Source organism: Pseudomonas sp. CM27 (genome assembly GCF_013179515.1).
Taxonomy (GTDB): Bacteria; Pseudomonadota; Gammaproteobacteria; order Pseudomonadales; family Pseudomonadaceae; genus Aquipseudomonas.
This window is the reverse complement of record NZ_JABMCN010000001.1, coordinates 1-25555: the sequence shown is the minus strand read 5'-3', so window position 1 is coordinate 25555 and position 25555 is coordinate 1. Positions and strand designations below refer to the sequence as shown.

Genomic DNA, 25555 nt, shown 5'->3' with positions numbered 1-25555 from the left:
GGAACATTTCAATGGCTGGTCAACTCATCCGCCTACCGGGCGTTACTGCAGCTGCAGCTGCCGGCGCGCCACGAATCATCATGACCGCGCCCGACGCGGTAGCCGCCAAAGTTGCTTCGCTCAAGCACGTTGTCAGCGCGCGGAGCATGACCGCCCTCAGTGGCGGCGGCGTAACAGGCCGTTGCCGGCTCACAGGCAAGCTGCTGGTCCCAATGGGGGTGGATGTCGCCCGCTGGCAGATTCTGACCTTGGGCGGAAAGGCGGCTCTCTACTCGGGGCCTGCGGCGTCTGGTGGCCAAGGGGCGGCGGCGTCTATTGCGCTCCCGCCAGGCAGCCTGACCCAGTCCTACACAGCAGTTGGGGCATTTGCGTGGGATGCTGCTGATCGGGCTGGCAACTACCTGACCAACTTTGTGGTCGGCTTCGACGCGGGAGCCCCTACCCGGCGGTTGTTCCGCGCATATGGGCAGCAGTACGCGACGGTTGAAGCCCGTAACAGCCTGGCAACGGGGTCTGGCGAATTCACCTCAGTGTATGAGGCAATCCCGCTGACGGAGTGGGGTATCTTCGTGGCGGACTACAACAATGATACTCGCGTGATTTCCCTGTCCATCAATGATGCGGACAGCTTCACGCAGCGCACCGAGACGGTTGCCACGCCAACGCCTTCGGCTGATGCCTATTTGGAGCTTGGCTATCACAACAGCGTGAACGCGCTGAGAAACTCAAAGATTGGTGACCTGTACACCTTCAGCGAGTCGCTGCTCTCGACTGAGCTCGGTGCCGCTCAGCTCAGGGAGCTGGTGGCGGAGATGAAGACTTATTACGGCATCGCCTAATCCTGGACTTCACCAAACAGCCGCCTTGAGCGGTTTTTTTGTGCCTGAAATTCATGCAGCCCGCCCAGTGCGGGCTTTTTTGTGTCTGGAGTAAACATGTCTACACCGCGCGGCGTCCGCAACAACAACCCGGGCAACATCGATTTCAACCCCCGCAATGCTTGGCAGGGTCAGCTCGGCCTGGAGGTGGGCGTGGCCAAGCCGCGATTTGCCCGTTTCGACTCGGCCGAAAACGGCATACGAGCCTTGGGTAAATTGCTCATCAACTACCGAGGCAAGGACGGCATGCCGGGAGTAGGAGGTCTCGGGATCGACACGGTGCGCGAAACCGTCAGTCGCTGGGCGCCGGGTAACGAGAATAACACCGAAGCCTATATCGCAGCCGTGACCGCCAAACTGGGCGTCAGGGCAAACGATGTCATCAACATCAAGGATGTGCGCACTTTGCGTGTAGCGGTCGGCGCGATCATCGCCCATGAGTGCGCAAACTATCGCTACCCCGACGCGGTATTCAACGAGGGGATCCGGAGGGCCTTGGAATGAATGTGATGGCAGCTGCGCCGTTCAATGAGCGACTCGGCCTGCTGGCACTGGCACTGGCACTGGCGCTGGCAGTTGGCCTTTGGGTTGGGTGGCGTGGTGCCTGGGTCTGGCAGTCCAATGACTACGGCCAGCGCCTATCCGATCAGGCTTCAAACTATGTCCGGCAGTTGGCGGATAAGGATCGAGCTCATGGCCTTGAGCGTGAGATGGCTGCGGCAGCCGCCCTCGAGCAGCTCGCAGGACAGAAAAGCCAGCGATATGCCCTGGAGCAGCGCCTGCAGGAGCAGGACAGAGCACATTGGAAGGAAATGAGTGATGCTAAACAAACTCAAGATCGCCTGCGTGACAGGCTGGCTACTGCTGACTTGCGGCTGTCAGTCCTTGTCGACACCGGAGCCTTTGCCGCCCCTGGTTGTGTCGGCGGGGTGCGAGAAACCGCCAGTACCGGAAGCATGGTTCATGGAGTCGTACGCGCCAAACTTGACACAGCGCATGCACAACGAATTGTCGCCATCACCAACTACGGCGACCGGGGGCTGATCGCACTGAAGGCTTGTCAAGCCTATGTCCGAGAAGTCACGAGATGAAAAGGTGCGCCGGGCTGATGCACCAATATCCAGCCCGGCCCGCTCAATCCACATGCCCAGCCAGTTCAGCTGTAGTCACTGCTTTGTGCACAAAGTTCGGCGAGGCTGAAGCCTTCTTATCCATACGGCTTGTATATGCTCTATCCCGTCACTTCTTGGAGGGTGGAAGACGCCGCCAGGCCCATGCTTCATCATATATAAAATCTAGGAAGATGGTGAAGCAGATTTTGGGCCTTGGCTAAAGCTGGTGGTTATTGCAGGGCAAGATGTTTTTTTAAGTGGAGTGGAAGCAATTCTGCTAGATCTTTATGCTCATCGCTAATCCAGGCGCGGACTGTGTTATATCCAGTAATGCTCGAAGGAAGCTTCTCTCTAATCATCCATTCAATGAGATAGCGATCATCGCGGGTAAGATGGTCATGAATCGCGATGATCTCATTGATCATTTCAAGGGCTTCCACGCCGTTCATGTGATCAAAGCGGCGCGTGTTTGTTTGGATGCTTTCATTAGTGGAGTGGTAGTCGTCGTAGTAGAGGTCATCTAGCGTAATTTCAGAGGCACTAAGGTGGTTGTTCATGTGGAAATTTTGCTCAATAAGGATTTTTCGGGGACTGTCAGCTACGTTCAAATTGTTGCGTTAATGATCGCTTTGTATTCGTCAGGTGTTCCGCAGAAAATTATTTCAGAGGACGGAATGAGTTCGTAGCTGACTTTTAAATTGTTGCTGATCAGGTGGTTATAAAGCGGCGCAATATAGAACTCACCTTTGGCTTTTAAGTCATTTTTGACGCTGTGCTCGAATGCGGAATTGTAAATGGCGGCCGAGTTAAAGTAGTAAAGTCCGTTGCTGCAAAGTTCGGAGATTCGTTCTTTCTCAGTGGTCTTGATGACGGTGTTGCTAGGTCCTGGAAGTGCGAAAGACCAGTGGGATCCCTCGCCTTTAAAAACCTCAAGGTAGCCATCGTCAATGCTTCTCTCGGATTTTTTAAATCCTGGCCTGAAAGTATCAATATTAAAAATGTACAGCGGTTCATCGGGGGTGAAGAAACTGCCAGCTTTCGAGAGTCCTTGATAAACTGTATCGGCTTGGCCCTGAGTTTCCTCAGTGAACTCTATAATGGAGTACTCGAGTATGCCCATTTCTTTAATGCTGCTTTCAACATACTCTGCCGCATTGAAGTCTGATCTGACGAGGAATAAAAACTTGTCAGTCTCAAAGTATCGTTCAAAGGAACGGACCGACCTTTCAAATACAGACTTACCCTTAATGTTCAGCTTGTATTTTGGCTGATCGTAACCTTCGTTAAAAAAACGGCTGCTCTTGCCAACCATCGGAATAATGAACATTTAATTAGCCTCGATTAGGAATTGGTCATACAGCCGGAAAGCATTTGCGAAAAGTGCAAGCTGCCTATGCTCATTGTCAGCATGTAGTGGCAGCATAGATAGGAATAAAAGAATGGTTAGCGGCATGTAGTCTGCGGCGTACGTATTCGGGAGAAGTTGTTCGTCGAGATAATCGCTTTGAAGTCTATCAATCCTGTCGTCTTTGAATATTTCAAATACGAAGTTGAGGTCCCCGATCTGCTGGGCGCTAAAGGCGCCGGCAATTATGAAATCATACAACCCGATGATCGAATGATTAGCTTTCGCGATGTCGTAGGCAACGTCCCCATAGAGCGTGAACTGTTCGTTGAAGTCAATAGCTCTGGGGTCAATAAGCTTTAGCATATCTGCGCGTGAATCATAAAGCATATTGCTAAAGCACAGATCGCCATGCAGTATGCCAGGTAGAGTTGGTTTGGCTAGGGCCAAGCTAATGCAATGCTCCATTACGTCGTTTATAGATGGCATTGTTTTACCATTTAAAATGACGTTTTTATGCATGTTGTAATTTTTGGTATCGCAGAAAGACGCAAGACGCTTCGCGGACTTTCGAGCTATCAAGTCTTGGCGGCCTGCTTGTACGTGGCTCAATTGCTCTGCGGGGAAGTTTTCGGTGCAGGCCTGGAGCCAACTTTTAATGTGGCGGAATATTTTTTTCCAAAAGAATTTCGGGTTATTGCCGTTTACAAAAAGTTCGTTTAGGGGCGCAAGATACAAAAACTCAATAACGTAGAAAGGTTTCCCATCCTTAATTCCTTGGTCCATAAGCTGAGGTACAAAGCCTTTGAGGCTAACTGGCAGCGATTTGAACCAAGTGCCTTCTGCTACAATTTTGTGATGGGGTGTTCCGCTTTTGTATACATGGGTATCTGTGATTTTTAGTTCATTAAATGAGCGTTGAGTTGTAATTTTTGCTCTTGTCTTGTAGAAAGTGTTGATGTGCCCTAGGTCAAACCAATTGTCTAACAAAATCTTTTCGGTGGGATAGCTCGCGGAGTATTCCCGAACAGCACCTACAAATTCTCCGCGACAAATTGTTAAATTCTTTATTAGGTTTTGTGGGTTGGAGAAAGCAAAGTAACCGCACCAAACAAGTTCGTCGCTGGGGTTGGATTTTTCAACTTCCCAGTTGTAGTAATCCTGCGTAGAGGCAAGCGCCAGGAGGTTGTCTCCAACAGGTATCTGGGGGAGGTAGGTGTCGCCGTGTAAAATTCGGACGGTGGTGTTATTTGCCCCGATGACATTCAAAGAGAAAAGGATTGAGTCGGCAAGACTTAGCCCGTCAGGAACCTTTAGTACGCTGACTTCAAGGCTGTCTAAAGTTCGAAAATCTTGCACTGATACAGCATGGCTTTCGGGAATGGAAAGCCAGATTCTCTCACTCGGGTATGCTTTTTTTATTGCTGTGGCTTGGAGTGTAAATAGGCGCTTGTTTCCCACTGGAAGAAAGGCGGGAGGTAACTTGCCAAACTCTGCCTGAAATTCGGCATCAACATATGCCGCTGAAGTGATTAAGATCATGCAGATTTCTCCAAACTCAAAAGCTCTTGAATTTCTTCATAGCTTTTTTTCTTGAATTCGGAGGGGCGGATTGCTTTATCGTCTACGTAAAAGCCTTCCATTCCGCACCATGGTTTAGCCACAATGATTTCATCATATGGAACATGGTGTGTGTTGAGCCACTCTACGATTATGGGCAAAGTGTTCGCATTGATTTTTCCGATGTCACCATTATATGTGCGCATGTTACGACTGGTGCTAATGGCAATTGTAAAGCCCATCTCGCGATATTCATGAAGCTTTTGAATTACACTTAGGTCCGGCGTGCTATTCTTGTAGTCGCCATTTATGGTTGAGCAAATTGTATCATCCAAATCCATAATTAGGCGCTTCATTTCTTGTTGAATCCCTTTAAGGCTGCGAAAAAGTCAAGTGTTGCTTGGCTCTGGCTAAGATCTTTAGCTTCGTTCGTAAAGTCTTCAATCAAAGCTGCTGAGAAGTCAGGTGGTGTGGCCTGACTGTTTACTAGATTCATGTCTCGTTTTATAGGAGTGTTGACAGGTTGAAGATGATTATCTGTCATCCAGCCCAATATGAGGTTGTGAGCACGCATAGACGGTATTAGAGGGAAAGGGGATAAGCTATTACTGTCTAAGGATGCAGACCAAAGTGATGCCATAGTAAGTGCTGGTGCTCTTTGGGCATACCAGAATTGATCTTGAGGCCCCCATTCTTTTGAGAACTCCATCGCTACATCGTGAGATTTGAGATCTTCTAAAAGGTCAAATGTAAGTTTATTTTTCAGGAATACATCTGGGCGGCATCTGATAATGTAATCATAGCGGAAGCCATTTTGCTTTTCATGCTCTACGGCCAACTCATGTGCTTTGTAGATGCCGTATATCATCTTGGCTTGGTTGGGGGAGTCTAAAGAAAGGAAATTGTTGATGTCTATTCCATTCTCAGAAAAAACAGTTGCATCGTTGTCTAAAAGAACTTTTGTAAATTTTATTTCAGGTGGAAGCTTTTCTACTTTGAATTCTGAGAGTGAAGCAGTGTCGAGTTTTTCGAATGATTTGGGGAACTTAGACTTGAATTGTTTTTTTGAGCGGATGGTTGGCGGGCACTTCGAAAGAATTTCTTTGTTGAAGGTTCTTATCACCCACTCATCACCCGCGCCGCCCAGTCCTGGCCAATCTTGCATCTCTGTCCATGAATGAAAAAATACATCTGCCTCTAAAGGCTTGATGATGTTTTCGAATATGCTCTCGACTGCTAAGTTTCCACATCGGTATATGCCGGACATACAAACCGCAACCCTCGGCTTGATATTCCAGCCAAGATTTTTAGATGTAGTTGGTTTTGCGAGCTGTTTGCGGACGATGTCGGAAACTAAATCATATGCTCGCTCTGCACCACGGTATCTAGATTTCTGAGCTGCAATAATGCCTAGCAATTTCTGAAGGTCGTTATGCCCAAGTTGTGGGAAGGCAATGCTTTCTTCACATGTAATTATGCGCAAGCACACATTTTTAGTGATGTAAGCTCTGCGGATTGCAGACAGGTTTTTAAAGTTCGAGAAATTGCTGAGCGTGATTTTGCTGGTATGGCTTTCTTTGGTTTTTGACCATAGTTGGTTTAAAGCATAGGTCAAATACATCAATGTCTTTGGGTTTTGATCGATCTGAAAAATATCGTCTTTTTTAGATAGTATGTAGTTTTCGAGAACGGTTGTGTCTTTGTATCGGGAAAGGCACAATAACTCGTGGTCAATGCCTGTTGCTCTTCCAGGTTGATGTTCGAAAGTGGGCAGGATTTCCGACTCGTAAATTTCTAGAAGAATCTTCGCGTTGCCACTTTTTGCGTACTTGGAGTTTGGGTCGCTGGCTAGCTTTTTTAGGCTGTAAAGGCCGACCTTGCAAATGAAAAGATGAAGGTTTTCAAGGAGTCCTAGGTCAGCAAGGAGTACGCAGAATTCCAAATGTTTTTCTGTGTTCTCTGCGTGCTGCTCATAGTGTCTAATTAGTAGCTCGAATTCCCAGTTTTTAGTAAAGCTTTGTACTGTCGAATCAAATCTTGCCGCGTCCATTGGTTATTCCGTTATTCCAATTCAACAGCCATATGGCTGAGGTGGTGTCCAGTTGGTTTCACTAATGTAGTTGGTTAATTATTTTCTTTTTTGAGTTAAATCTTAAAATTTCGCGATAGTACCACGTCTAGCAAGGTTGTGGCCATAAGGAGTACGGGCGGTGGGTGCGCTTGTATGAGCAGGCAAAGTATCAGGGCCGCGGGATTGCAGCTATCGCTTGGCAGAAATGATTGGCGAGCGGTTTGCGCTAGGAGCAACATCGGATCGCAGATGCGCAGCAAGAAAGTAGGGTAAAAGGTCGTGAGATCGTTTGCTGGTGCTGGTGCTCACGCTGCTGGCCAACGGCTGCGCAGTGACGCCACCCAGCTCGCTGGCGACGTCAGCTGTCACGTCACGTGTACCGCTGCTGTTGCCAAGGGCGAGACAGCCACCCGCGCCGCCATGGTGCTATCCGACCTGCTCAGCCGGTCTGTCGAATCGAATCGATAGCTGGCGCAGGCTTATGACCGAGCCAGGATCGCCGGCCAGCAGTGCGAGCGAGAACGTGATGCCTTGAATCATCCCGGCTGATTGGTCGCGACGAGCTGTGGTAGATTGCACTCCAAACTTTAATGGAGAAGTGGCGATGCTGGATGTGGTGGAAGTGGTCATTGAGCTTCAAGCTGAAGGATTCATCAACAGCGATCGACAAACTGCAGGGAAAGTAGTACGGCATTTGGGTACTGGTGCATTCTCATGCAGAGTTGAAGCATCTGTGAAGGGTGTTCCTCAGCCAAAAGGCCCTTATGCTTCAGAGGATGAGGCCCGTAGGGCGCTTATCCAATTTTGGGAAAACTGCAATAAGGCTCTTGAACGTACTCCAGCTTGGACCCCGTTGACGTTTGTCTGATCTGGATCAGTCGCCATAGCAGATCGGCCCGCAATAGGCCATTCGTCTATCCAGCTATCCGGCGTTGCCCTTAGGGATCATAGGTCATACGATACTGTATAAATATACAGTATCGGTGACGCATGTACTTCCTTCTCGTTCGACGCCGCGAGCATGGCGTGGCCATCCCTTCAACCCAACACCAGGTCCAGACATCATCCCGCGCTTGCACGATGCCAAGGTCAACGGCATGGCTCAGCTCGGGATGAACATCAACGGGGTTGAGGAAGTGGACGGCGCGCTGCTGCTGGCCAGCGGCTGCGCAGTGACGCCACCCAGCTCGCTGCCGCCGTCAGTTGCCCCGGCACGGATACCGCCGTTGTCTCCAGAGGCGAGGCAGCCACCCGCGCCGCCATGGTGCTCTCCGAACTGCTCACACGGGCTGATGCTCGAGCGGGAGAACTGGCGAAAGCTTATGACCGAGCCACAATTGCCGGCCAGCAGTGCGAGCGTGAATATGACGCCCTGACGCCGCCCGGCTGATGTCGCTGGATGTCCACGCGGTCGGTGACCTTAACCGAGCGACTCCAAATGCCGGATGATTCTCCGAACTCGGATCAGTTTGTTTTTAACATCATCATTGCTCGGCTCTTTTATGCTCAAGAAATACGCCAAATCATGAGCGGTCTCAAAATTCAGAATCCGGCAGTTCGCATCGATCAGGTTCATCGTCACGTCGGTATCGGACTGTAGCTTGGCAGACTTTTTCGCGAACTGTCGCAAAAAGTACTTCCTGATCGTCGGGTCGATCTTATATGTAGTTGGGTTTACGGTGGTAAGCCGCCTCTCGCAGAGACGAGAAATTACAAATACTGAGTTCTCGTCTCCGCCCGCACCTAATGAGCGCTCAGCAAGCTTTTGTGCCGCTTCCAAATTGCCCTCGTTGTACTCCTTCAAAGCTTGCTCGCCGCTGTGTCGAGGGTCTAGTGACGGATCTATCTCAAATTCAATTACATTTCCGGTCTGCAAAATCGACAGGATGAAAGGCTTGAGAACCCCTGAGTAGCTCATCGCTCGGCCGACGCCATGTAAACCGTTAGCAACGCTGACCAGTTTTGCTCGCGGGAAAGCTTTGAGGACTCTTCTATCGACGTAGGCCTGGTCTATGTCCACGCCTGGATCGTAGGCCACTACATGCTCTAAGTGGCCAGCAGATGTCAGTTCGTCCAACGCAGTATGTCTGAACGGCTCAGAAAACTTCTTGTCGATTACGTCAGATATTAAAGGGTCCACTGAGCATCGAGGACTAAACGATATGGCGATGCAGTTTAAAAAGGATGCAAAGTAAAGGGCGGCGTAGCCCCCAAGGCTAGACCCATATGTGAATACTTTACGGCCTGCAATCGTAGGGGAGACCGCACTAACGAAGTCGTCACCGCTAAGTCCTTGGTAAAAAGACTTGTTTCTTTGACCTACATAAATCGTGTCAATGCCTTGCTTTTTTAGGAATTGAGTGCCGAATCCTGAGTCATTCAGGCCAGAATTGATCTGGCCGAACGTGACAACCACTACCTCGGACAATGTTTCATTTGATTGGTGGTACGTGATGATGTAATCATCAGTACTGCTTAGGGTCACTTGCACCGCCATGTGCTCCATGTGTATTGGCTCGACAACCCCGCATTTTGCCTAGGGCTGGTGTGCATCGCCCTCTGTAATTGTTACGAAATGCTACCGCTTCCGATGGCGTCTGCTTAGCTTTAGCTAAACTCGCAGGCGATTGGTGCTGGTCACTATCGCCTAAATCAGAGGGGAGCCCATTGGACAAGCGAACCTTCATCGGAATGGTCGAAGCCGGCGAGCCGCTGATTCAGCAGGCTATCGACGCTATGCGCGAGTATCACCAGGCCCAGGACCGTGGCGCGCCGGTGGAGGAAGTGGAGCGCCTACGCCTTCTGGCTGAGTCTCTATTCCAGGTGGTTTCCGACTACCAACTTAGGGTAATTGCCAAGGCTCGCGGCAAGAATCTTCCGCCGCTTCACTGAATCGGCTCAACCAGTTCTGGTCCTTGGTTGCGCACGTTGCCGACGGCCTTACCCACGGGGAACCAGCGAAAATCCTGCGCAGGCCGGCATCCAGTTTCGACGATCTGCGCCGCCCGCGCAGGCTTTGTGGCTGGGTCCATCCATTCCCTGGCAATATCAGGTGATAGCACCAGAGGCTTTCGATCGTGGATATCGACCAGCCCATGGTCGGCCGCTGCGGTTATGATCACGAATCCATCGCGCTCATCCGGCTCCATGCTGTGGTGAACCTCAGCCAGAGCTGCAAAGAATAGTGGCTCGCCGTCGACGCTGGTGATGTAGTAGGGCTGCTTTCGCTTTAGGTCCGCTGGATCAGGCAGCCACTCAAACCAGCCATTTGCAGGCGCCAAGGCTCTGCCGTTTGGCCATAGACCCTTGAAGAACTTTCCAGTCACTACCGTCTCGGCCCGAGCATTGATCGGATCCGGGCGCTTCCCCTTCGCCCAGAAAGGCGACCATCCCCACTTGACGCGGTCCACGCTCAAGCCATCCCCTATCTGGCGAACGATTTCCACCCGAGTGGACGGCGCTACGTTGTATCGGTGGATTGGCGCATGGTCATATCCATTTATCACCACCAGGTCCAGCGATAGCTGGCGCAGGTAGTGATCCATCGACTCGTATATCGAGTACCGTCCGCACATCTTCCACCTCTCGCCCGTCAGAAATTTCACCGTCCAGGATTGACCAGGCACCCGATGCCAGATTTACTGTATATGCATACAGTTTGCATTGGACCTTCCATCATGACCATCACATTCTTGGGTACGCCTACCGGCGGTACCGAACCGCTACCGCTCTATTCGTTCCATGTTCCGGCCGGGTTTCCTTCGCCAGCAGCGGACCACTTGGAAGGTCATACTTCCCTGGATGAGCTATTCGACCTCCGCGCGCCCAATGTGTATCTAGTGAAGGTGGAGGGCGAGAGCATGCAGGGGGCTGGAATCTACTCGGGCGATATCGTCATCGTAGACCGCGGCCGCGAGGCCGAGCACGGCGATGTGGTGATTGCAGCCGTGAACAGCGAGCCGGTGTGCAAGCGTCTGCACCGACGTGATGGCGTGGTGATCCTGAAATCGGAGAATCCGGCCTACCCACCGCGGTACATCATGGAGGGCGATGAACTCGTCATCTGGGGTGTCGTGCGTTACAGCGTTCGCGATCATGCGCAGTGACCAGGTGTTCGCGCTGATCGATTGCAATTCGTTCTACGCGAGTTGCGAGCGCGTGTTTAGGCCGGACTTGGCCAAGACCCCGATCGTGGTACTGAGCAACAACGATGGCTGCGTGATTGCCAGATCGTATGACGCCAAGCCTTACGTGAAGATGGGCGAGCCGTACTTCCAGGCGAAGGACAAGCTGCGCCGGCACGGCATCATGGCCTTCAGCAGTAATTACGCGCTCTATGGCGACATGAGTGAGCGCGTGATGACCCTGATCGAAGCGATGGTTCCTGCCACCGAGATCTATAGCATCGACGAGTGTTTCGCAGACCTGTCGGGTATTCAGGAAAACCTGACCCAGTTTGGGCGCAAGGTGCGGTCCAAGATCTTCCAGTGCACCGGCATACCCGTGGGTGTCGGAATCGCTGGCACAAAAACCTCGCCAAGCTGGCCAATCACACGGCCAAGCGCTTGCAGGCCCAGACTGGAGGTGTGGTCGACATCACCGATCCGTGCAAGCGAGATTGGGTTCTGCGGAACACCGAGGTGAAAGAGGTGTGGGGCGTTGGCCGGCGCATGACCGCCCACCTTGAGGCGATGGGCATTCACACGGCGATGGATTTGGCCAAGGCCGACGCCTGGACGCTGCGGCAGAAATTTAGTGTCGTGGTGGAGAAGACCGCACGGGAGTTGGCGGGTACGCCGTGCCTGGGACTGGATGAGGCCGAACCGCCGAAGCAGGAAATCTGCTGCAGCCGGATGTTCGGCAAGCGCCTGACCGAGCTGGCGCCGATCAAGCAGGCAGTGGCCACCTACGTTGGTCGGGCAGCGGAAAAGCTCCGTGCCCAGAGATCGGTCTGCAAGCGCATGCGCGTCAGCATCCGCACCGGGATGTTCAACCCCGACGAGGCCCACCACGCCCAAGGGGGGTTGGTCGAGCTGCCGTACCCAACCTGCGACACGCTCCTGATGACCAGGCTGGCTACCGACGCGGTTGGCCAAATCTTCAGGCCCCAGTTTCGATACAGCAAGGCTGAGGTGCTGTTGATGGATCTGCGGCAGCCAGGCGAATCTTCAGAGGATTTGTTCGCGCTTAAGCAGTCGGTGGAATGTGACCGACTGATGCGGGTGATGGATGACATCAACGAGCGCTGGGGGAGGGGGACAATGAGGGCCGCCAGCGTGCCGGCGACGCCGGACTGGGGCATGAGGCGGGAGATGATGAGCCAATCGTACACAACGAGGATCGATCAACTGTGGACAGTCAAATGTTGAGCCTGCCATCGGCCTGGCTGGCTGAGCTCAATGATCAGCCTGCCTTGGTGGCCGATCCCGATGGCCGAGCTGCAGTGCTTGGGGAGCTGGCGATGTCTGCCTACCGACGGACCGACGTTGACGCCGACCAGCTTGCCGACATGTTGGAGTTTGCCGAGGCGGCCCGACTGTGGGCGCTGCTCGAACAGGAGGAGGCAGCTTGAGCTGCATTCAAGAGCTGAAACCTGGCGACCTGCTGTCTAAAACTGCTCGAAAGCTTCTCGGTATTCCTGGTCGAGAGTCACCGAAACTGGCCGAACCGTATTAGACAGGTCGGATGCGCAGGCCGCTTGTGGTGCGGCCCGAGCCTCGAATCTCACGCTACTGCTGCAGTACTGGTGGCTGGCTCTTTAGCAGTGTGCTGGGTGGAACTGAGACAGAGCCGTATACTGCCTTCGAGCAAATTCCTTCTACTACGGCGGCCATAGCCCCGCCTTGAATCATCTTGGTCCCTCCCGCAGGGAACAGAGCCCAGCTGTAACCGGTATAGGCACCGTAGGAATTCTTGCCGTTAACCTCGACGCACCATGAATCCTTGGATTTATCTCTGTTGTCGCCGCGCCCGTCGGCAGTCACAAAAAACGTATCTCTGAATTTCGCCGACTCCGGATCTTTCAAGTCATGAGCAGCCATGTACTGAGCAAATTTCTCTGCATTCGGTGGCATTGGGTAGCGGTAGAACACCGTCGGAGCCGCAGGTTTCGGTTGGGGCGCTGGTGGCGTGGCGCAGCCAACGAGCGTTGCAGCAATCAAAGGAATGAGTCCCAGTTTCATTTCTCGGTCCAGTAAAGGATGGTGGCTAAATAATGCCATTTTTAGATCAGCGAAGCTGATATTTGACGAGAAAATCCATTCCAAAACAGAAGCGGCGGCCCTTGCAGAATGCGGCCTGTAGCCGGGCCGTTTCGCCTTTGTTTTGGAATCGAATTCTCCGCAGGAACCGCATGGATCGGGCGCTTATACCACGGTCTTGAAAACCGTTGAGCGGCCATAGCGCTGGACCTCAGCTAGTTAGACGGTAGGAAACCAGCAACTCTAGGCCGGCTGGTGCGATGCCGGTCCCTCGCGACTGGCTGCTTTCGACTCATTGTTGACGGTGGCTCAACGGAGAGATATTGCTCACGTCTCAGGCCAATTAAGGGCCTGCAGATTCAGGAAAGTCTTGTAGTAAGTCCGGTGAAGATATTCCAAATCCTCTTCCCAATCGCAAATCGCCTGTGTGAAATTCCCCGGCGATCGTTTGGCATTTCTACAAAGAGCGGCAATCGTCCTGGCCATTTTCATTAACCGCTCGAGGCTGGACGGTTTAGCCCACTCAGAGAGATAGCTTTTGTCAAAGTAATGAATCGTCAAGGTTGCATTGAATAGCTTATCGAGAATATTAATCCTCATTGCCGATGGCTGTCCGCTCATTCCGACGTGATATCCAAAGTGGCTTAGCAAGCCAGCCTTAATCCAACCAACTTTGACTAATTCAGAAAGCGAAGCGGGCGCATCAGTGGTCGGCCATTTCAAGAACGACTCCAGGTAGGCCTTCCAATTGGTCGTCACGAACCGGACCTCAAGCCTGATGTCATTAAGCTTATCGAAGGTGACCTCCACCTTGGCATCTGTCAGCCGCTTGTAGAGTTCAAAATCGATTAACAGGGCCTTGGTTTCTTCTCTCCGAAACTCTTCAACCTTCTTAGGCTTACACTTTTCCAACTCCTCGTTGGCGTACACAGGAAAGAACAAATGTAGATAACCACGTATTAAGTCCTTATCTCTCTTCGATTTTACTATCCTGAGAATTTCCGGGATTGAATTCAGGTTGCGGTGAAACGATTGTTGAATGAGATATTCGTAGTTTTCGTAGAGGATTTGGCCGGCGCATGATCCGGCATCCTTGAGGTAGCCAGCCTGCTGGACGAGTCTGACTGATTTAATGATCGCGCCAATCGTTAGCTTATCGTTTCCAGCAAGGGACATTCCATTCTCCGCATCTTAGCTCGTGAGTAACCTATGACATAGGACACGACGGTATTCGGCCTATGCCCATGAAGGCATATTACTATCAACGATCGTTTTTCTGTATGCACCACCTGAGTTGCATCAGATTTCCTACACACATCTGACCGGCTGCTAGTGGCCGTGAGCTGCCTACCGCGAAGGACAGGAACGGGTCGATAATGGACGGTCAGCGACAGCTTGCAGGCGATACCAATTCTGATACCAATGATCTGGTTTTGAGGGGGAGAGGAGGGGTGTTTCGCCCAGCAAATTCAACCCTCTGACCCCGGCCAACACCACTAAAAAACCGCATGGTGATGTTGGCCAAAGGGGTCACTAGTCGCCCTGAAATAATGCTGGATGGGCGTACAGGCAGCTCGTACCAATTTTTGTACCAATGGCTGTGTTTTCGAGTGGGATGCAGTGTGGCGGGGAGGGCTGGAAGGTCCGTAAATACGGGCTTTTCTCACGCTCAAAAACCTGCCGAAACGCAAAAAACATCTGTGGAGTATGGCCCAAACGGTGTCGAATGCCTTATGACTAAAGGGCGCAAGGTGAAGGATATTTAATCCTGGCCTGAAATACCCGCCGGATCGGGACCGCGCAGCGGCCCCTTTTGCCGGGCTCAGGCATGCATCAGCGAGAGCTCGCTGATGATGCAGATCGAACCGTCATCAGCCGGTGTGGTATCGGTGTAGTCGAGCTGGTTGTACACCCCGCCATGAAACTCGAACAACTGCGGCGCCCAGGTACTGTCCAGTTGCAGGTCGCCAGACGCGCCAGACACGCCGTTGCAACTGGCCGTGACGTTGACCACACCTGCGGCCGTGACATGGATGCTGACCTTGAACGCTGCCCCCAGCGCTACGCCTTTCAGCACCGTGGAGTTCACCGGATCGGCCTGGTTGTAGGTGCGCCGAAACCCCAAGGTGATATTGCCCTTGTTCCAGAACACCTTCACTGGCGGGCCGTCGTCCCCGCGCACGTGCATCTGGGCGATGACCACCTTCTGCGCTGCATTGACCTTGGTCAGCGTCATGGTCTGGCGATTCCAGTGGTCGCGGGCGCTGGACAGTGTCCAGCCTTGCGTTTCCGTCCACTCGCAGCGAGTCCTGTGCGTGCTTTTGCTGGAAGCGCCTTTGGTGGGGGCAGAGAACTGGATCGAGCCATCGCCGAGCACCTTGACGATGCCAGGAAACCGCACGACCGCTTCGGCACCGTTGAGCTCGAGGGCTACAGGGTTGGTTGCGGATACGGCCACCGGGGTGGCGATGGTGAGTTTGCTGATGTCTACGGTCATGGGAGCTCCTTGCGAAATACGGAGGATGGACGACGAAATGTGCGAGCGGCCACGGACGGACTGCGTTAGAAAATTTAGCCGTACGCTAAATAATCGTCAATAGCCCGTAGCTAAAATAATTTCGCGTGGCGATAAATTGCCCGCTGGCAAATTTTCTGTTGATAGGGGCTTTACGCTGGTTTCGGCGGTGAGATAAGCTTTCCCTGGCTACTGTACAAATATACAGATATCAGGATGAGGCTATGTCATATCACATGAAGTCGGCGCCCGAGCTACGCCAGGAAATGACCGGTATAGAGCGGCTGAGTCTGCGGGTGTCGTCGATGATCAACCATCCGCTCGCACAGACACAGCGTTGGGTGCTGGTCCATCGCCTGGATACCGACGGTGATGCGGAGTGGGACGAGGTGATGGGCCTGCTGTCGGAAACGCCCGAACTGGACCTTACCTTCAACGACGATGACAGCGTCACGGTGCGCTGGCAGCGCAGCAGCGTAGAAGCGCGCGACGACATTATCGTCGAGCAGGGCAGCGACCAAGGGGCGCCTTTCTGATCATCAGCAAAAGCCCGTCGGGTTGGCGGGCTTCGTACTAGACCAGGTGTGCATTCCACACCAGCAGCACCCTGGCCTGGATATACGTCTCTTCACGGCGAATCATGCGGTCCTTGTGGCGGGTATTATCGGAAATCATCTCGAAGTGATCCTCGTCCGCAATCTGCAGCCGCTTGATGTAGATATGGTCACCCCAGGAGAAGAAGTAGATCCCGTCACCCACGAACTCGCGGATACTCACGTCGACGATCAGCGGGTCGCGGTGCTTGATGGTCGGCTCCATCGACTGGCCCCAGCCGGTGACCATCTTCAGGTGATGGTGCTCGCTGAACGCCACGCCCAGTTCGCGCAGATGGCTTGGGCTGACCCGTACATCGGTGAACATCTCGGGGTAGTCGTGGGGGATCTGGCCGCCGCCCATGGCCGCCCTTACGTCGTAGTGCGCGATCCACACTTCGTCACCAACCAGACCGGGCCGAGCCCGCTCAGCCTTCACCAGGGCAGCGTCGCCCGGTTCCTCTGCGGCGGCCAGCAGCCTTTGTCGGGTTACCTCGGAAATGCCTTTGCCGCTTCTGGCCAGCATCTGTTTGACCAGGTCGGCGGCAGACAACTTGCTGTCGACCTCGATCACTGGCTGTGCCTGGCCGGCGGGCGTCATCGCGTCGAACCAGCCCCGCGGCAAGCCTTCGATGCCCTCGATGCGCCGCGCCACGTCATCGCCCAGGTTCTTGGCGGTCTTGTCCGAGAGGATCTGGCTGAGGTGCGCAGGCGCCATTCCCCAGCGCTCTGCGCAGAGTCCCTTGCGCTGGCTGCCGATCAGCTTCACCAGGTTGTGCTTGCGAATTTCGTAGATATCCATAGGTGGAAGCATGCCAGTGTTTAGCTCGTTGCTAAATGTGCGCAAAGCTAAAATGGTGGTTGTGGTGAAATTAGCTGTAGGCTAAATTAAACCTGCAAACAAGGAAAGCCATCGAGACATTTTTCTCCAGGGCTGCTGACATCATCATGCGCAAAGAGGTTTACATGGACCCGACTGACCTCGGCCCGGGCACGGTTACTTGGCTGGGCGGTACAGGCACTGTGTTGCTGGGTGCATTTTTGTGGCTGCGCAAGTGGCTGTCGAGGGATGCCGCCGAGCGCGCGATGGACGCTGCGGATATCGCCGTGGTGCGCCGCCTCACTGAACTGCTCGATATCGAGCGCGACGCGCGTCGGGAGGCGCAAGCCAGGGCTGACCAGTTGGCCAGGGAGCGTAACGAGCTGGTGCTGACGGTGGGGCGGTTGCAGGGCAAGGTCGTGGCCTTGACCGGCCAGGTGAGCCGCAGTTCCCAGCCCTGAAGCCACGCCACCGGCTACCGGCAAGCAGCAAAAAAAAAGCCCGCCAGAGGGCGGGCCAGAAGGGCTTGGGGAGCAACACACAACAAATTCGGGTCAGGCAACCATAGTGCCTGGCTGCAACTGTTCAACCAATGCCTGGGCCGAGGCCAGGGTTGGCATCGGGCCGCTCACGGCTTCGCCGTTGCGCATCAGGTACCAGCACGCCAGCAGGCCCTGCTCACGCAATGAAACGGGGACAGCGCTGCCGACAACGGACATGATATGGATAGTGGCCATGGGGACCTCCTGTAGAACATGGCCCTACCATACGCAGCAGCCGGACGGGTTTGAAATCAACGCTGTCGATAGTGGTCATTAGTTCTATCAACCGTTACCAGCGCGGTGGGCCGTAGTACACCGGCGGCGGGCCATAGTAAGGGCGGTAGCCGGGCGGCGGTGGCGCCGGCGCGTAGTACGGCTGGTAGTACACCGGCTGGGGTGGCGGCTGCACGTACACGGGTGGCGGCGCGTAATAAACGGGCTGGCGCTCGACGTAGACGGTGCGGTCATGCCCACCATGAACCGTCGCCCCGACCACCGCGCCAACCACCGCCGCGCCCAGCAGAGGGCCCGGCCCATACCAACCACCACCGCCATGGCCGCCGCCGTGGGCGGCAGCAGGCCCGCTGATGGCCAGGGCACCGGCCAGCAGCACGATTCCGGGAATGTAACGGTTCATGGAACAACCTCGCAGTAAACCCCACTCTCGGGGCCTCATTACTATGACTCCGGTCTCTGTAAGCTGAGCACAGGGGAACGGTAAAGGTTGTGTAAGGGACGACCAGCGGTTAGCTCTGTTAGGGTGAACAAACGATTCAGTCATGACAAAGGAGCAGGTTATGTCGACAACTCCCAGCAGGGACACGGTGCTGTGCATTTCCCTGGCGGGGCGCCCTGGCACTTTCGGTGTGCGCTTTCACAATCACCTGTACCAGCAGTTGGGCCTGGATTTCTACTACAAGGCCATGCGCACCGATGACCTGCCGGCGGCGATAGGGGGCATCCGCGCGCTGGGTATCCGCGGCTGTGGAGTCTCGATGCCTTACAAAGAAGCCTGCATGGCCCTGGTCGATGAAATCGACCCGTCTGCGGCGGCCATCGAGTCGGTCAATACCCTGGTCAACTCCGATGGTCACCTGAAAGCCTACAACACTGATTACCTGGCAGTGCGCCAATTGCTGGCGCAACACCAGGTGGACCCCGGCACCGCTTTTGCCTTGCGCGGTAGTGGCGGTATGGCCAAGGCGGTGGCCAGCGCCTTGCGCGATGCGGGCTTCACCGAGGGCATCATTGTCGCGCGCAACGAACAGGCCGGGCGGCAGCTGGCGGATGTCTGCGGTTACCGTTGGGTGGCGGAGCTGGGTGACCGCTGCCCGCCAATGCTGATAAATGTGACACCGGTGGGAATGGCAGGCGGGCCGGAGGCTGACCAGCTGGCGTTTTGCGAAAACGCCATTGCCGCGGCGGAGCGGGTGTTCGACGTGGTGGCCATGCCGGCGCAGACACCGTTGATCCGCCGCGCGCAGGCGTTGCGCAAGCCGGTTATCACCGGGCTCGAGGTGATCGCGCTGCAGGCGCTGGAGCAGTTCGTGCTGTATACCGGGGTGCGGCCGACATCAGCGCAGGTAGATGCGGCGGTGGCCTACGCCCGGGATATCTGACTTACCCGAGCTGGCCCTGTCGCGGGCAAGCCTGAATGCCAGTCAGTTAAGGCTTGCCCGCGAAGTAGCCAGCGCTGGCAAAAACAGCCTCAGAATACCTTCTGCCCGTCATCCAGCTGCTGGTCGACCAACGCCCGGCCATGGGCCAGCGACACATGCTGGGCATTCTCAAGGTCGGAGAAGAACTTCATCGGCATCGACATGCGCTTGCTGGTGTGCCCGTCCGGCGCGGTGATAAGACAGCCCGCGGCATAGGGCAGGGGGGAGTCGGGATGGGGCATCACGCTGGCGGTGATGGTGTGCTTGCGGTATTCACAGTGAAGAGATTGCATCGTCCTTACCTCGCTGTGGCATGTGAAGCAGTTACCTTCATATACCACAGCAAGCGGCCGGGAGTTCCCGGGCCGACGAGCGAGCCGCGCTGACGCTTAGCCTTTGAGCTCGGTCGGCTGGATCACTTCGACCCAGTAACCATCGGGGTCCTTGACGAACGCCAGGTGGTTCATGCGCCCGTCCTGCAGGCGTTTCTGGAACGGCACGCCCAGTGCCTCGAAGCGTGCGCAGGCTTCGCGCACGTCAGGTACCGAAATGCAGATGTGGCCGAAACCGCGCGGGTCGGTGTTGCCGTTGTGATAGGCAAACTCGGCATCGTTTTCGGTGCCGTGGTTGTGGGTCAGTTCCAGCACGCCGGGGATCGATTTCATCCACTGGTGGCGTGCGGCGTCATCGGCGGGGATCTGCGCCGGGTCGACCAGGGCCAGGAAGTACAGGCTGAAGGCGGCTTCGGCGAAGTCGCGCTTGTCCACCAGGCGGAAGCCCAGCACGCGGGTGTAGAAGTCCAGGGACTTCTCGATGTCCTTGACCCGCAGCATGGTGTGGTTGAAGACGAACTGGGCGGTGGCGGTATCCGGTTGTGCGGTGACACCCGGCAGGGTTTGCAGATCGTGCAGGCTCATGGGAACTCCTGAGGCAGGGCCGGGCGCAGGGCACCGGCAAAACAGACAGGCTGGCCATGATACGGCAGTGCGCCGATTGCGCAAACGAAAGCGCCCTGCACAAGGCAGGGCGCTGGAATTAGAGGCCCGCATGTGCGGGCGCGTGGGGTCGCTAGTCCTTTAGCTGTCTCGATACTGAGCCAGCCGTTGTGAAAAAAGTGTGAAGCCCATGTGCACGTTTCATCAGCGTACCCAGCTTTCTACGGTGGCGCCCCCGTACTCTTCCTTCCAGGCCTTGAGCCCGCGGTGGTTGCCACCCTTGGTCTCGATCCGCTCGCCGGTGTGCGGGTTCTGGTAAACCTTCACCACGCGCGGGCGGCGCTGTTGCTTGGGCGCTGCGCTGGGGGCCCGGCTGACCGCCTTCGGGTCGAGGATGGCGATGATATCGCGCAGGCTCTTGTCATAGCTTTTCATCAGGCCGACTAGTTTCTGCTCGAATTCGATTTCGCGTTTGAGGCCGGCATCCTTTTTAAGCGTTTCCAGTTGCGCCATCTGTTCCTGGAGCGCTTTTTCGGCAGCACGAAACTCTGCAAGTCTGGACACTGTATTCACTCCTGTACGTCAGTCGTGGCAGGGCGTGACGAACATTGAAGAAGCATAAAAAAACGCCGGCCACGCGGGTGGGTTACGCTGTTCGCTGATACCGAGTGTAGTCATTCATCGGTACTGGGTAAACTGCTAACTTTTTGCAAGTAGGGTGGGAACTTTCCTAGTTTTGCGGGCGGTAACTTTCGGAATTTCGCGGCATCACCCACGGGCGGATCTAGACCATGGTCCAATTGCTCGTGGCAGACGCCTTGCGCGACAATTTCAGATAATGGCCGGCGAATGTTCGGCCCTGTCGCAGTACCGTGGCCAGCGTGTGCCACAGGTTGTTAACTCGCCCTTGATTCTGGATGTTTCCTCGCATGTTTGCCCCTTTTCCTCTCGCCCCCGGGCGTCGTGTTGCCGGCCTGTTCCTGTTGTGTGCCGGCGTCAATGCCCAGGCTGCCGGTTTTCTTCAAGACAGCACTGCCAAGGTCGAAGCACGCAATGTCTATTTCAACCGGGATTTCCGAGACGGCCATAGCAGTTCCAGCCAAGGCGCTTCCAAGCGCGAAGAATGGGCGCAAGGCTTCATCCTCAATGTGCAGTCTGGTTTTACCCAGGGGCCGATAGGTTTTGGCGTGGATGCGCTGGGCATGTTCGGCTTCAAACTCGACTCCAGCCCCGGCGACAGTAACAGCGGCCTGTTGCCGTCCTCCGGACACGACCCACGCCACTCCGCCGACCAGTACGCAAAGATGGGCCTTGCCGCCAAGGTCAAGGTTTCCAGCACCGTGCTCAAATACGGCGCAATGATGCCGGATATGCCGCTGGTCAAGTATAACGACGGTCGTCTGCTGCCGACCATGTTCCACGGCGCCATGCTGACCTCCGAAGAACTGCATGACCTGAAGTTCACCCTGGCGCGCCTGGACAAATACACTGCTCGGGACTCCACCGACCGCCAGGACATTCGCGTGCATTGCAAGAACAAGCGCTATGCCTGCGATACCGAGGCCGACCACTTCGACCTGGCCGGGGTCGATTACCGCTTCAACGAGCGCCTCAGTGCCCAGTACCAGGTGGCCAAGCTGGAGAATATCTACCGTCAGCACTTCCTCGGCCTGGTGGCCAGCCAGCCATTGGCGGTGGGTAGCCTGTCGGCCGACCTGCGTGTGATCAAGAGTGACGATATCGGCAATGCCCGCGCCGGTGCAATCGACCACCGTGCCTTCAGCGGCATGCTTGGCTACAGCCTGGGCGGCCACAAGCTCAGTGCAGGCTGGCAGCGCATGTATGGCGACAGCGCCATGCCCTATCTGGACGGCAGCAACCCGTACCTGGTCAACTACGCTCAGGTCAACGACTTCGCTGCCGCCCAGGAGCGCTCCTGGCAAGTGCGCTATGACTATGACTTCAAGGCACTGGGTGTACCCGGCCTCACCTTCTTTACCCGCTATATCAACGGTGACCATATTCAGGTGCCGGGCAGCAGCGCCGAAGGCAAAGAATGGGAACGCGACACCGAGTTCAAGTACCAGGTGCAAAGTGGCACGTTCAAGGACGTCAGTGTGCGCCTGCGAAACTCCACTTATCGCAGCAACTATGAAAAGTGGGCGCGGGACATGGACGAAACCCGAGTGATCGTCAGCTACAACTTCTCGATCCTGTAACCGGGCGCTTTGCCAAATACCGGCAGCCGCCTGACAATGGCGGCTGGTTCTGGAAGGGCAGGGCAATGAAAGACCTGTTGTTGATCGGCATCGGCCCGGGTGACCCGCGGCAGATTACTTATGAGGCGGTCGATGCGCTGCGCAAGGCCAGCGTGTTCTTCGTGCTCGACAAGGGCCCTGACAAGGACGAACTGGTGGGCCTGCGCAAGGCCATCCTGCAACGCTACCGACCAGAGGGCGGCTATCGCCTGATACAGGTGGCCGACCCGCTGCGCGATGGCCAGGCGGCTGACTATCTGGGCGCTGTGCAGGGCTGGCACCGCCAACGTGCGGCGCTGTATGCCCAGCTGATCGATCAGGAGATCGGCGCCGGCGAAACCGGCGCCTTTCTGCTGTGGGGCGAGCCAGGCCTGTATGACAGCACCTTGCGCATCCTCGACCTGGTCCGCGAACGCGGGGTATCGCTGCGCTTGCAGGTTATCCCTGGCATCAGCAGCGTGCAGGCCTTGGCGGCGCGCCATCAGGTACCGCTAAACCGTATCGGCGAGCCGCTGGTCGTGCTGCCCGGGCGGCGCCTGGCCGGGCTGGGGGCTATCGACAATGTGGTGGTCATGCTCGACGGGCAGTGTGCCTTTGCGCAGCTGGATGACCCGGCGTTGGTGATCTACTGGGGCGCGTATCTGGGGACCGCGGATGAACTGCTGATTGCCGGGCCGTTGCAGGGGGTGAAGGCGCAGATCCTGGCCGTGCGCGAGCGGGAGCGGCAGCGCAAGGGGTGGATCATGGATACCTACCTGCTTCGCAGGGAGCTGTAAGCGTTGTTCCCAGTCCCCGCGAAGCAGGCGGCACCGTTGTTACGGTGCGCCCAGAATCGCCACCACCTTGTCGCGCAACTGGTCGATGCTGAACGGCTTGCCGATCAGGTGCATGCCTTCGGGCACATTCAGGTTTTCGGCATAACCGCTGGCAAACAGCACCGGCAGCAGCGGGCGCAGCTCGCGCGCTTTGTCCGCCAGTTCTTCGCCGCGCATGTCGGGCAGGCCGACGTCGGTCATCATCAACTCCAGCGACTGGGCCGGGTCTTCGAGAACCGTCAGCGCGGCATTAGCGTCTGCCGCCTCGATGACCGCGTAGCCCAATTCGTCGAGCACTTCGACCATCAGCATACGTACGATGTCGTCGTCTTCGACTACCAGAAGGGGCATGGTTGGGATCCTGTGCAAAATGAATGTCTTTAATCTGTGCACCGCATGGCAGCAGAAGTTCCCGAGGATACCGATCCCTGCAATCAGATGGAACGATTGGCGCCTGCCACCTTCAAATACTGGCTAAATGCCCCGCCAGACCCGTCAAAGCTGGTTAGACTCGCTTAACAGGACGGCAGTGGCGGATAACAATAACGATTGATCGGCCACACTTTTCAATGGACTTTTCTTGCTCGGGCGTTTTCACATGATTCAAGCAGCCTCGATAGACCAGCGTAGCTTTCGCAAGCTGTTGAGCCGCAACATCGGCTTGCCCTTGGGCGTGGGCCTGCTGGGGGCCGTGGCGTTTGTCGCGGTCATCAACTACCTGCTTTCGGCCATGCAGTGGGTCGAACACACCGACCGGGTGATCGGCAATGCCAACGAAACGGTCAAGCTGTCGATCGACATGGAGACCGGCATGCGCGGGTTTCTGATTACCGGGGACGAGAGTTTTCTTGACCCGTACGAAGTAGCCAAGCCGCGCATTTTCAGCAGCCTGCACGGCCTGCGCGGCATGGTTGAAGACAACCCGCAGCAGGTCGACCGCATCGACCGGCTGATTGCGCTGCAGCAGGCCTGGAATGATTTCGGCAACGACATGATTGCCCTGCGCCGCAATGAAGGGCCCTATCGCGAACTGGTGGGCAATGGCCGCGGCAAACGCCTGACCGACGAAATTCGCAAGGAGTTCGACAGCTTCGTCACCACCGAGCAGCAGCTGCGCATGGCCCGCAACGACAAGGTCAGCAGCGTCACGGTAACCGCGATCTCTGCGTTCGTGCTGTTGATTGTGGGCCTCAGTGCGTTGCTGGCCTATCTGGGCCGTCGAGACCTGCTGGCGTTGTCCGAAAATTATGACCAGAACCTCAAGGCCCAGCAGCGCTCCGCCGAACGGCTGGAGCACCAGGCCTGGTTGCGTAATGGCCAGACTCAGCTGGCACAGCAGGTGCTGGGCCAGCTCACCCTGCCCATGCTGGGCGACAACATCCTGCGGTTTTTTGCGACATACCTGGGCAGTGTGGTCGGCGCGGTTTACGTGCGCGACGAGCATGGCCGCCTGGTGCGGGTAGCCTGCTATGGCCTGAGCGCCGAGGAGCAGGGGCGCGAGCAGGTGCTTGGTGACCATCATGGCCTGCTGGCACAGTCGGTGCGAGAGGGCCGCCTGCTGCGCCTGGAGGACCTGCCCGAGGATTACTACCAGCTCAGCTCCGGCTTGGGCAGCGGCCTGCCGCGCAGCGCGCTGTTGATGCCGGCCATCGAGGATGGGCAGATCAACGGCGTGGTCGAACTGGGCTTCCTGCGCCCGCTGCACGAACGCGATGATGAGCTCCTGGAGCGCGTCGCCGGCAACCTCGGCATGTCCATCGAAAGCGCTCGTTACCGTCAACGCCTGCAAGAGGTGCTGGCGGAGACTCAACAGCTCAACGAAGAGCTGCAAGTGCAGCAGGAAGAGCTGAAAACCGCCAACGAAGAGCTCGAAGAGCAATCGCGTGTGCTCAAGGAGTCCCAGGCCCACCTGGAAACCCAGCAGGCAGAGCTGGAGCAGACCAACGAGCAATTGTCCGAGCGCACCGAGGCCCTGGACCGCAAGAACGACGAGCTGGTCCAGGCCCAGGAGCAGTTGCAGGCGCGCGCCGACGAGTTGCAGCGCTCGAGCAAGTACAAGTCCGAGTTCCTCGCCAACATGTCCCATGAGCTGCGCACCCCGCTGAACAGCTCGCTGATCCTGGCCAAGCTGCTGGCAGAGAACGGCGACGGCAACCTCAGCGAAGAGCAGGTCAAGTTTGCCGAGTCCATCTATTCGGCCGGCAACGATTTGCTCAACCTCATCAATGACATCCTCGACATTGCCAAGGTCGA

31 protein-coding genes and 2 pseudogenes are annotated in these 25555 nt (G+C 55.8%); 16 read left to right on the top strand and 17 right to left on the bottom strand.

Annotated elements, in window-relative coordinates; genetic code table 11:
- The first annotated feature begins 11 nt into the window (after positions 1 to 11).
- From HP547_RS00165 to HP547_RS00155, 3 genes are all read left to right on the top strand, one after another.
- A complete protein-coding gene (locus HP547_RS00165; protein WP_172285184.1) occupies positions 12 to 839 on the top strand; it encodes a hypothetical protein in 828 nt (275 codons plus the stop codon).
- 96 nt (positions 840 to 935) lie between these two features.
- On the top strand, positions 936 to 1382 hold the full coding sequence (locus tag HP547_RS00160; protein WP_172285183.1) for a structural protein P5: 447 nt from the start codon (positions 936 to 938) through the stop codon (positions 1380 to 1382).
- Between the two features lie 5 nt (positions 1383 to 1387).
- Positions 1388 to 1969 carry a lysis system i-spanin subunit Rz gene (locus HP547_RS00155; RefSeq protein WP_172285239.1) on the top strand — a complete coding sequence of 194 codons (582 nt, stop codon included), beginning with the start codon at positions 1388 to 1390 and terminating at the stop codon, positions 1967 to 1969.
- Between the two features lie 251 nt (positions 1970 to 2220).
- Here HP547_RS00155 and HP547_RS00150 read toward each other — a convergent pair whose 3' ends face one another.
- Genes HP547_RS00150 through HP547_RS00130 form a run of 5 tightly spaced genes read right to left on the bottom strand, consistent with a single transcriptional unit; the run spans position 2221 to position 6945 of the window.
- On the bottom strand, positions 2221 to 2547 hold the full coding sequence (locus HP547_RS00150) for a hypothetical protein (RefSeq protein WP_172285182.1): 327 nt from the start codon (positions 2545 to 2547) through the stop codon (positions 2221 to 2223).
- Between the two features lie 47 nt (positions 2548 to 2594).
- Positions 2595 to 3317, bottom strand: a complete 723-nt coding sequence (locus tag HP547_RS00145; RefSeq protein ID WP_172285181.1) for a glycosyltransferase family 2 protein — start codon at positions 3315 to 3317, stop codon at positions 2595 to 2597.
- Positions 3318 to 4877, bottom strand: a complete 1560-nt coding sequence (locus tag HP547_RS00140) for a hypothetical protein (protein ID WP_172285180.1) — start codon at positions 4875 to 4877, stop codon at positions 3318 to 3320.
- Positions 4874 to 5251, bottom strand: a complete 378-nt coding sequence (locus HP547_RS00135; RefSeq protein WP_172285179.1) for a capsular biosynthesis protein — start codon at positions 5249 to 5251, stop codon at positions 4874 to 4876. The genes HP547_RS00140 and HP547_RS00135 overlap by 4 nt, the downstream gene beginning before the upstream one ends.
- On the bottom strand, positions 5248 to 6945 hold the full coding sequence (locus HP547_RS00130; RefSeq protein ID WP_172285178.1) for a hypothetical protein: 1698 nt from the start codon (positions 6943 to 6945) through the stop codon (positions 5248 to 5250). The genes HP547_RS00135 and HP547_RS00130 overlap by 4 nt, the downstream gene beginning before the upstream one ends.
- Before the next feature lie 300 nt (positions 6946 to 7245).
- On the opposite strand from HP547_RS00130, the gene HP547_RS29395 reads away from it, so the two are divergent.
- From HP547_RS29395 to HP547_RS00115, 3 genes and pseudogenes are all read left to right on the top strand, one after another.
- The gene (locus tag HP547_RS29395) at positions 7246 to 7434 is read left to right on the top strand and encodes a DUF2514 family protein (protein WP_372242837.1); all 189 of its coding nucleotides are present in this window, start codon (positions 7246 to 7248) and stop codon (positions 7432 to 7434) included.
- A gap of 136 nt (positions 7435 to 7570) precedes the next feature.
- Positions 7571 to 7834: a hypothetical protein gene (locus HP547_RS00120; protein WP_172285177.1), complete on the top strand. Its 264-nt coding sequence runs from the start codon at positions 7571 to 7573 to the stop codon at positions 7832 to 7834.
- A gap of 279 nt (positions 7835 to 8113) precedes the next feature.
- Positions 8114 to 8356, top strand: a pseudogene (locus tag HP547_RS00115) (DUF2514 family protein); the annotation flags it as partial.
- Between the two features lie 30 nt (positions 8357 to 8386).
- Here HP547_RS00115 and HP547_RS00110 read toward each other — a convergent pair.
- Positions 8387 to 9457 carry a hypothetical protein gene (locus HP547_RS00110; protein WP_172285176.1) on the bottom strand — a complete coding sequence of 357 codons (1071 nt, stop codon included), beginning with the start codon at positions 9455 to 9457 and terminating at the stop codon, positions 8387 to 8389.
- A gap of 176 nt (positions 9458 to 9633) precedes the next feature.
- Here HP547_RS00110 and HP547_RS00105 point away from each other — a divergent pair, with 176 nt between their 5' ends.
- Positions 9634 to 9858: a hypothetical protein gene (locus tag HP547_RS00105; protein ID WP_172285175.1), complete on the top strand. Its 225-nt coding sequence runs from the start codon at positions 9634 to 9636 to the stop codon at positions 9856 to 9858.
- On the opposite strand, the gene HP547_RS00100 is transcribed toward HP547_RS00105, so the two are convergent.
- On the bottom strand, positions 9852 to 10541 hold the full coding sequence (locus HP547_RS00100; RefSeq protein WP_172285238.1) for an SOS response-associated peptidase family protein: 690 nt from the start codon (positions 10539 to 10541) through the stop codon (positions 9852 to 9854). The genes HP547_RS00105 and HP547_RS00100 overlap by 7 nt on opposite strands.
- A 102-nt stretch (positions 10542 to 10643) precedes the next feature.
- Here HP547_RS00100 and HP547_RS00095 point away from each other — a divergent pair, with 102 nt between their 5' ends.
- The 3 genes and pseudogenes from HP547_RS00095 to HP547_RS00085 all read left to right on the top strand — a co-directional run bounded on the left by HP547_RS00095 (position 10644) and on the right by HP547_RS00085 (position 12538).
- Positions 10644 to 11072, top strand: coding sequence for a LexA family transcriptional regulator (locus HP547_RS00095; RefSeq protein ID WP_172285174.1), 429 nt, complete (start codon positions 10644 to 10646; stop codon positions 11070 to 11072).
- A pseudogene (gene umuC, locus HP547_RS00090) lies at positions 11062 to 12335 on the top strand (translesion error-prone DNA polymerase V subunit UmuC). Before HP547_RS00095 ends, umuC begins: the two are co-directional and overlap by 11 nt.
- On the top strand, positions 12329 to 12538 hold the full coding sequence (locus tag HP547_RS00085; RefSeq protein ID WP_172285173.1) for a hypothetical protein: 210 nt from the start codon (positions 12329 to 12331) through the stop codon (positions 12536 to 12538). The pseudogene umuC and the gene HP547_RS00085 overlap by 7 nt, the downstream one beginning before the upstream one ends.
- Positions 12539 to 12695: 157 nt before the next feature.
- Here the strand turns inward: HP547_RS00085 and HP547_RS00080 are convergent, their stop codons facing one another.
- The 3 genes from HP547_RS00080 to HP547_RS00070 all read right to left on the bottom strand — a co-directional run bounded on the left by HP547_RS00080 (position 12696) and on the right by HP547_RS00070 (position 15663).
- A complete protein-coding gene (locus tag HP547_RS00080; protein WP_070096504.1) occupies positions 12696 to 13148 on the bottom strand; it encodes a hypothetical protein in 453 nt (150 codons plus the stop codon).
- Positions 13149 to 13493: 345 nt separating this feature from the next.
- Positions 13494 to 14342, bottom strand: coding sequence for a hypothetical protein (locus HP547_RS00075; RefSeq protein ID WP_070096505.1), 849 nt, complete (start codon positions 14340 to 14342; stop codon positions 13494 to 13496).
- A 646-nt stretch (positions 14343 to 14988) separates the two neighbouring features.
- Entirely contained in the window at positions 14989 to 15663 is a 675-nt protein-coding gene (locus HP547_RS00070) for a polysaccharide lyase family 7 protein (RefSeq protein WP_172285172.1), read from the bottom strand.
- Between the two features lie 242 nt (positions 15664 to 15905).
- Here HP547_RS00070 and HP547_RS00065 point away from each other — a divergent pair, with 242 nt between their 5' ends.
- Entirely contained in the window at positions 15906 to 16217 is a 312-nt protein-coding gene (locus tag HP547_RS00065) for a DUF1654 domain-containing protein (protein ID WP_172285171.1), read from the top strand.
- A 37-nt stretch (positions 16218 to 16254) separates the two neighbouring features.
- On the opposite strand, the gene HP547_RS00060 is transcribed toward HP547_RS00065, so the two are convergent.
- The gene (locus tag HP547_RS00060) at positions 16255 to 17076 is read right to left on the bottom strand and encodes a S24 family peptidase (RefSeq protein WP_172230414.1); all 822 of its coding nucleotides are present in this window, start codon (positions 17074 to 17076) and stop codon (positions 16255 to 16257) included.
- A 164-nt stretch (positions 17077 to 17240) separates the two neighbouring features.
- Between HP547_RS00060 and HP547_RS00055 the strand changes: the two genes are divergently transcribed.
- On the top strand, positions 17241 to 17555 hold the full coding sequence (locus HP547_RS00055; protein ID WP_172230374.1) for a chemotaxis protein: 315 nt from the start codon (positions 17241 to 17243) through the stop codon (positions 17553 to 17555).
- Positions 17556 to 17648: 93 nt separating this feature from the next.
- Here the strand turns inward: HP547_RS00055 and HP547_RS00050 are convergent, their stop codons facing one another.
- Positions 17649 to 17831, bottom strand: coding sequence for a hypothetical protein (locus HP547_RS00050; protein WP_172230376.1), 183 nt, complete (start codon positions 17829 to 17831; stop codon positions 17649 to 17651).
- 94 nt (positions 17832 to 17925) lie between these two features.
- Positions 17926 to 18273 (bottom strand): hypothetical protein, encoded by a 348-nt coding sequence (locus HP547_RS00045; RefSeq protein ID WP_172230378.1) that lies wholly within the window; start codon positions 18271 to 18273, stop codon positions 17926 to 17928.
- 160 nt (positions 18274 to 18433) lie between these two features.
- Here HP547_RS00045 and HP547_RS00040 point away from each other — a divergent pair, with 160 nt between their 5' ends.
- Positions 18434 to 19255: a shikimate 5-dehydrogenase gene (locus HP547_RS00040; RefSeq protein WP_172285170.1), complete on the top strand. Its 822-nt coding sequence runs from the start codon at positions 18434 to 18436 to the stop codon at positions 19253 to 19255.
- Positions 19256 to 19344: 89 nt separating this feature from the next.
- Here HP547_RS00040 and HP547_RS00035 read toward each other — a convergent pair whose 3' ends face one another.
- The 3 genes from HP547_RS00035 to HP547_RS00025 form a co-directional block, all read right to left on the bottom strand.
- Positions 19345 to 19587, bottom strand: coding sequence for a hypothetical protein (locus tag HP547_RS00035; RefSeq protein WP_172230400.1), 243 nt, complete (start codon positions 19585 to 19587; stop codon positions 19345 to 19347).
- A 96-nt stretch (positions 19588 to 19683) separates the two neighbouring features.
- A complete protein-coding gene (gloA, locus tag HP547_RS00030; RefSeq protein WP_172230403.1) occupies positions 19684 to 20211 on the bottom strand; it encodes a lactoylglutathione lyase in 528 nt (175 codons plus the stop codon).
- A 222-nt stretch (positions 20212 to 20433) separates the two neighbouring features.
- The gene (locus tag HP547_RS00025; protein ID WP_172230408.1) at positions 20434 to 20793 is read right to left on the bottom strand and encodes a histone-like nucleoid-structuring protein, MvaT/MvaU family; all 360 of its coding nucleotides are present in this window, start codon (positions 20791 to 20793) and stop codon (positions 20434 to 20436) included.
- Between the two features lie 365 nt (positions 20794 to 21158).
- Here HP547_RS00025 and HP547_RS00020 point away from each other — a divergent pair, with 365 nt between their 5' ends.
- Both HP547_RS00020 and cobF read left to right on the top strand, forming a co-directional pair.
- On the top strand, positions 21159 to 22448 hold the full coding sequence (locus HP547_RS00020; protein WP_172285169.1) for an OprD family porin: 1290 nt from the start codon (positions 21159 to 21161) through the stop codon (positions 22446 to 22448).
- A 65-nt stretch (positions 22449 to 22513) separates the two neighbouring features.
- Positions 22514 to 23263: a precorrin-6A synthase (deacetylating) gene (cobF, locus tag HP547_RS00015; RefSeq protein WP_172285168.1), complete on the top strand. Its 750-nt coding sequence runs from the start codon at positions 22514 to 22516 to the stop codon at positions 23261 to 23263.
- A 39-nt stretch (positions 23264 to 23302) separates the two neighbouring features.
- Here the strand turns inward: cobF and HP547_RS00010 are convergent, their stop codons facing one another.
- Positions 23303 to 23653: a response regulator gene (locus HP547_RS00010; protein WP_172285167.1), complete on the bottom strand. Its 351-nt coding sequence runs from the start codon at positions 23651 to 23653 to the stop codon at positions 23303 to 23305.
- Between the two features lie 247 nt (positions 23654 to 23900).
- Between HP547_RS00010 and HP547_RS00005 the strand changes: the two genes are divergently transcribed.
- Positions 23901 to 25555, top strand: a 1655-nt coding sequence (locus HP547_RS00005; RefSeq protein ID WP_172285166.1) for a CHASE3 domain-containing protein, incomplete at its 3' end; no start/stop codon positions are given.

Bases quoted from the DNA above. Each gene is read 5' to 3' on its own strand.
- HP547_RS00165 (WP_172285184.1), top strand. From the start codon at position 12: ATGGCTGGTCAACTCATCCGCCTACCGGGCGTTACTGCAGCTGCAGCT.
- HP547_RS00160 (WP_172285183.1), top strand. From the start codon at position 936: ATGTCTACACCGCGCGGCGTCCGCAACAACAACCCGGGCAACATCGAT.
- HP547_RS00155 (WP_172285239.1), top strand. From the start codon at position 1,388: ATGGCAGCTGCGCCGTTCAATGAGCGACTCGGCCTGCTGGCACTGGCA.
- HP547_RS00150 (WP_172285182.1), bottom strand. From the start codon at position 2,547: ATGAACAACCACCTTAGTGCCTCTGAAATTACGCTAGATGACCTCTAC.
- HP547_RS00145 (WP_172285181.1), bottom strand. From the start codon at position 3,317: ATGTTCATTATTCCGATGGTTGGCAAGAGCAGCCGTTTTTTTAACGAA.
- HP547_RS00140 (WP_172285180.1), bottom strand. From the start codon at position 4,877: ATGATCTTAATCACTTCAGCGGCATATGTTGATGCCGAATTTCAGGCA.
- HP547_RS00135 (WP_172285179.1), bottom strand. From the start codon at position 5,251: ATGAAGCGCCTAATTATGGATTTGGATGATACAATTTGCTCAACCATA.
- HP547_RS00130 (WP_172285178.1), bottom strand. From the start codon at position 6,945: ATGGACGCGGCAAGATTTGATTCGACAGTACAAAGCTTTACTAAAAAC.
- HP547_RS00120 (WP_172285177.1), top strand. From the start codon at position 7,571: ATGCTGGATGTGGTGGAAGTGGTCATTGAGCTTCAAGCTGAAGGATTC.
- HP547_RS00100 (WP_172285238.1), bottom strand. From the start codon at position 10,541: ATGTGCGGACGGTACTCGATATACGAGTCGATGGATCACTACCTGCGC.
- HP547_RS00095 (WP_172285174.1), top strand. From the start codon at position 10,644: ATGACCATCACATTCTTGGGTACGCCTACCGGCGGTACCGAACCGCTA.
- HP547_RS00085 (WP_172285173.1), top strand. From the start codon at position 12,329: ATGTTGAGCCTGCCATCGGCCTGGCTGGCTGAGCTCAATGATCAGCCT.
- HP547_RS00080 (WP_070096504.1), bottom strand. From the start codon at position 13,148: ATGAAACTGGGACTCATTCCTTTGATTGCTGCAACGCTCGTTGGCTGC.
- HP547_RS00075 (WP_070096505.1), bottom strand. From the start codon at position 14,342: ATGTCCCTTGCTGGAAACGATAAGCTAACGATTGGCGCGATCATTAAA.
- HP547_RS00070 (WP_172285172.1), bottom strand. From the start codon at position 15,663: ATGACCGTAGACATCAGCAAACTCACCATCGCCACCCCGGTGGCCGTA.
- HP547_RS00065 (WP_172285171.1), top strand. From the start codon at position 15,906: ATGTCATATCACATGAAGTCGGCGCCCGAGCTACGCCAGGAAATGACC.
- HP547_RS00060 (WP_172230414.1), bottom strand. From the start codon at position 17,076: ATGGATATCTACGAAATTCGCAAGCACAACCTGGTGAAGCTGATCGGC.
- HP547_RS00055 (WP_172230374.1), top strand. From the start codon at position 17,241: ATGGACCCGACTGACCTCGGCCCGGGCACGGTTACTTGGCTGGGCGGT.
- HP547_RS00050 (WP_172230376.1), bottom strand. From the start codon at position 17,831: ATGGCCACTATCCATATCATGTCCGTTGTCGGCAGCGCTGTCCCCGTT.
- HP547_RS00045 (WP_172230378.1), bottom strand. From the start codon at position 18,273: ATGAACCGTTACATTCCCGGAATCGTGCTGCTGGCCGGTGCCCTGGCC.
- HP547_RS00040 (WP_172285170.1), top strand. From the start codon at position 18,434: ATGTCGACAACTCCCAGCAGGGACACGGTGCTGTGCATTTCCCTGGCG.
- HP547_RS00035 (WP_172230400.1), bottom strand. From the start codon at position 19,587: ATGCAATCTCTTCACTGTGAATACCGCAAGCACACCATCACCGCCAGC.
- gloA (WP_172230403.1), bottom strand. From the start codon at position 20,211: ATGAGCCTGCACGATCTGCAAACCCTGCCGGGTGTCACCGCACAACCG.
- HP547_RS00020 (WP_172285169.1), top strand. From the start codon at position 21,159: ATGTTTGCCCCTTTTCCTCTCGCCCCCGGGCGTCGTGTTGCCGGCCTG.
- cobF (WP_172285168.1), top strand. From the start codon at position 22,514: ATGAAAGACCTGTTGTTGATCGGCATCGGCCCGGGTGACCCGCGGCAG.
- HP547_RS00010 (WP_172285167.1), bottom strand. From the start codon at position 23,653: ATGCCCCTTCTGGTAGTCGAAGACGACGACATCGTACGTATGCTGATG.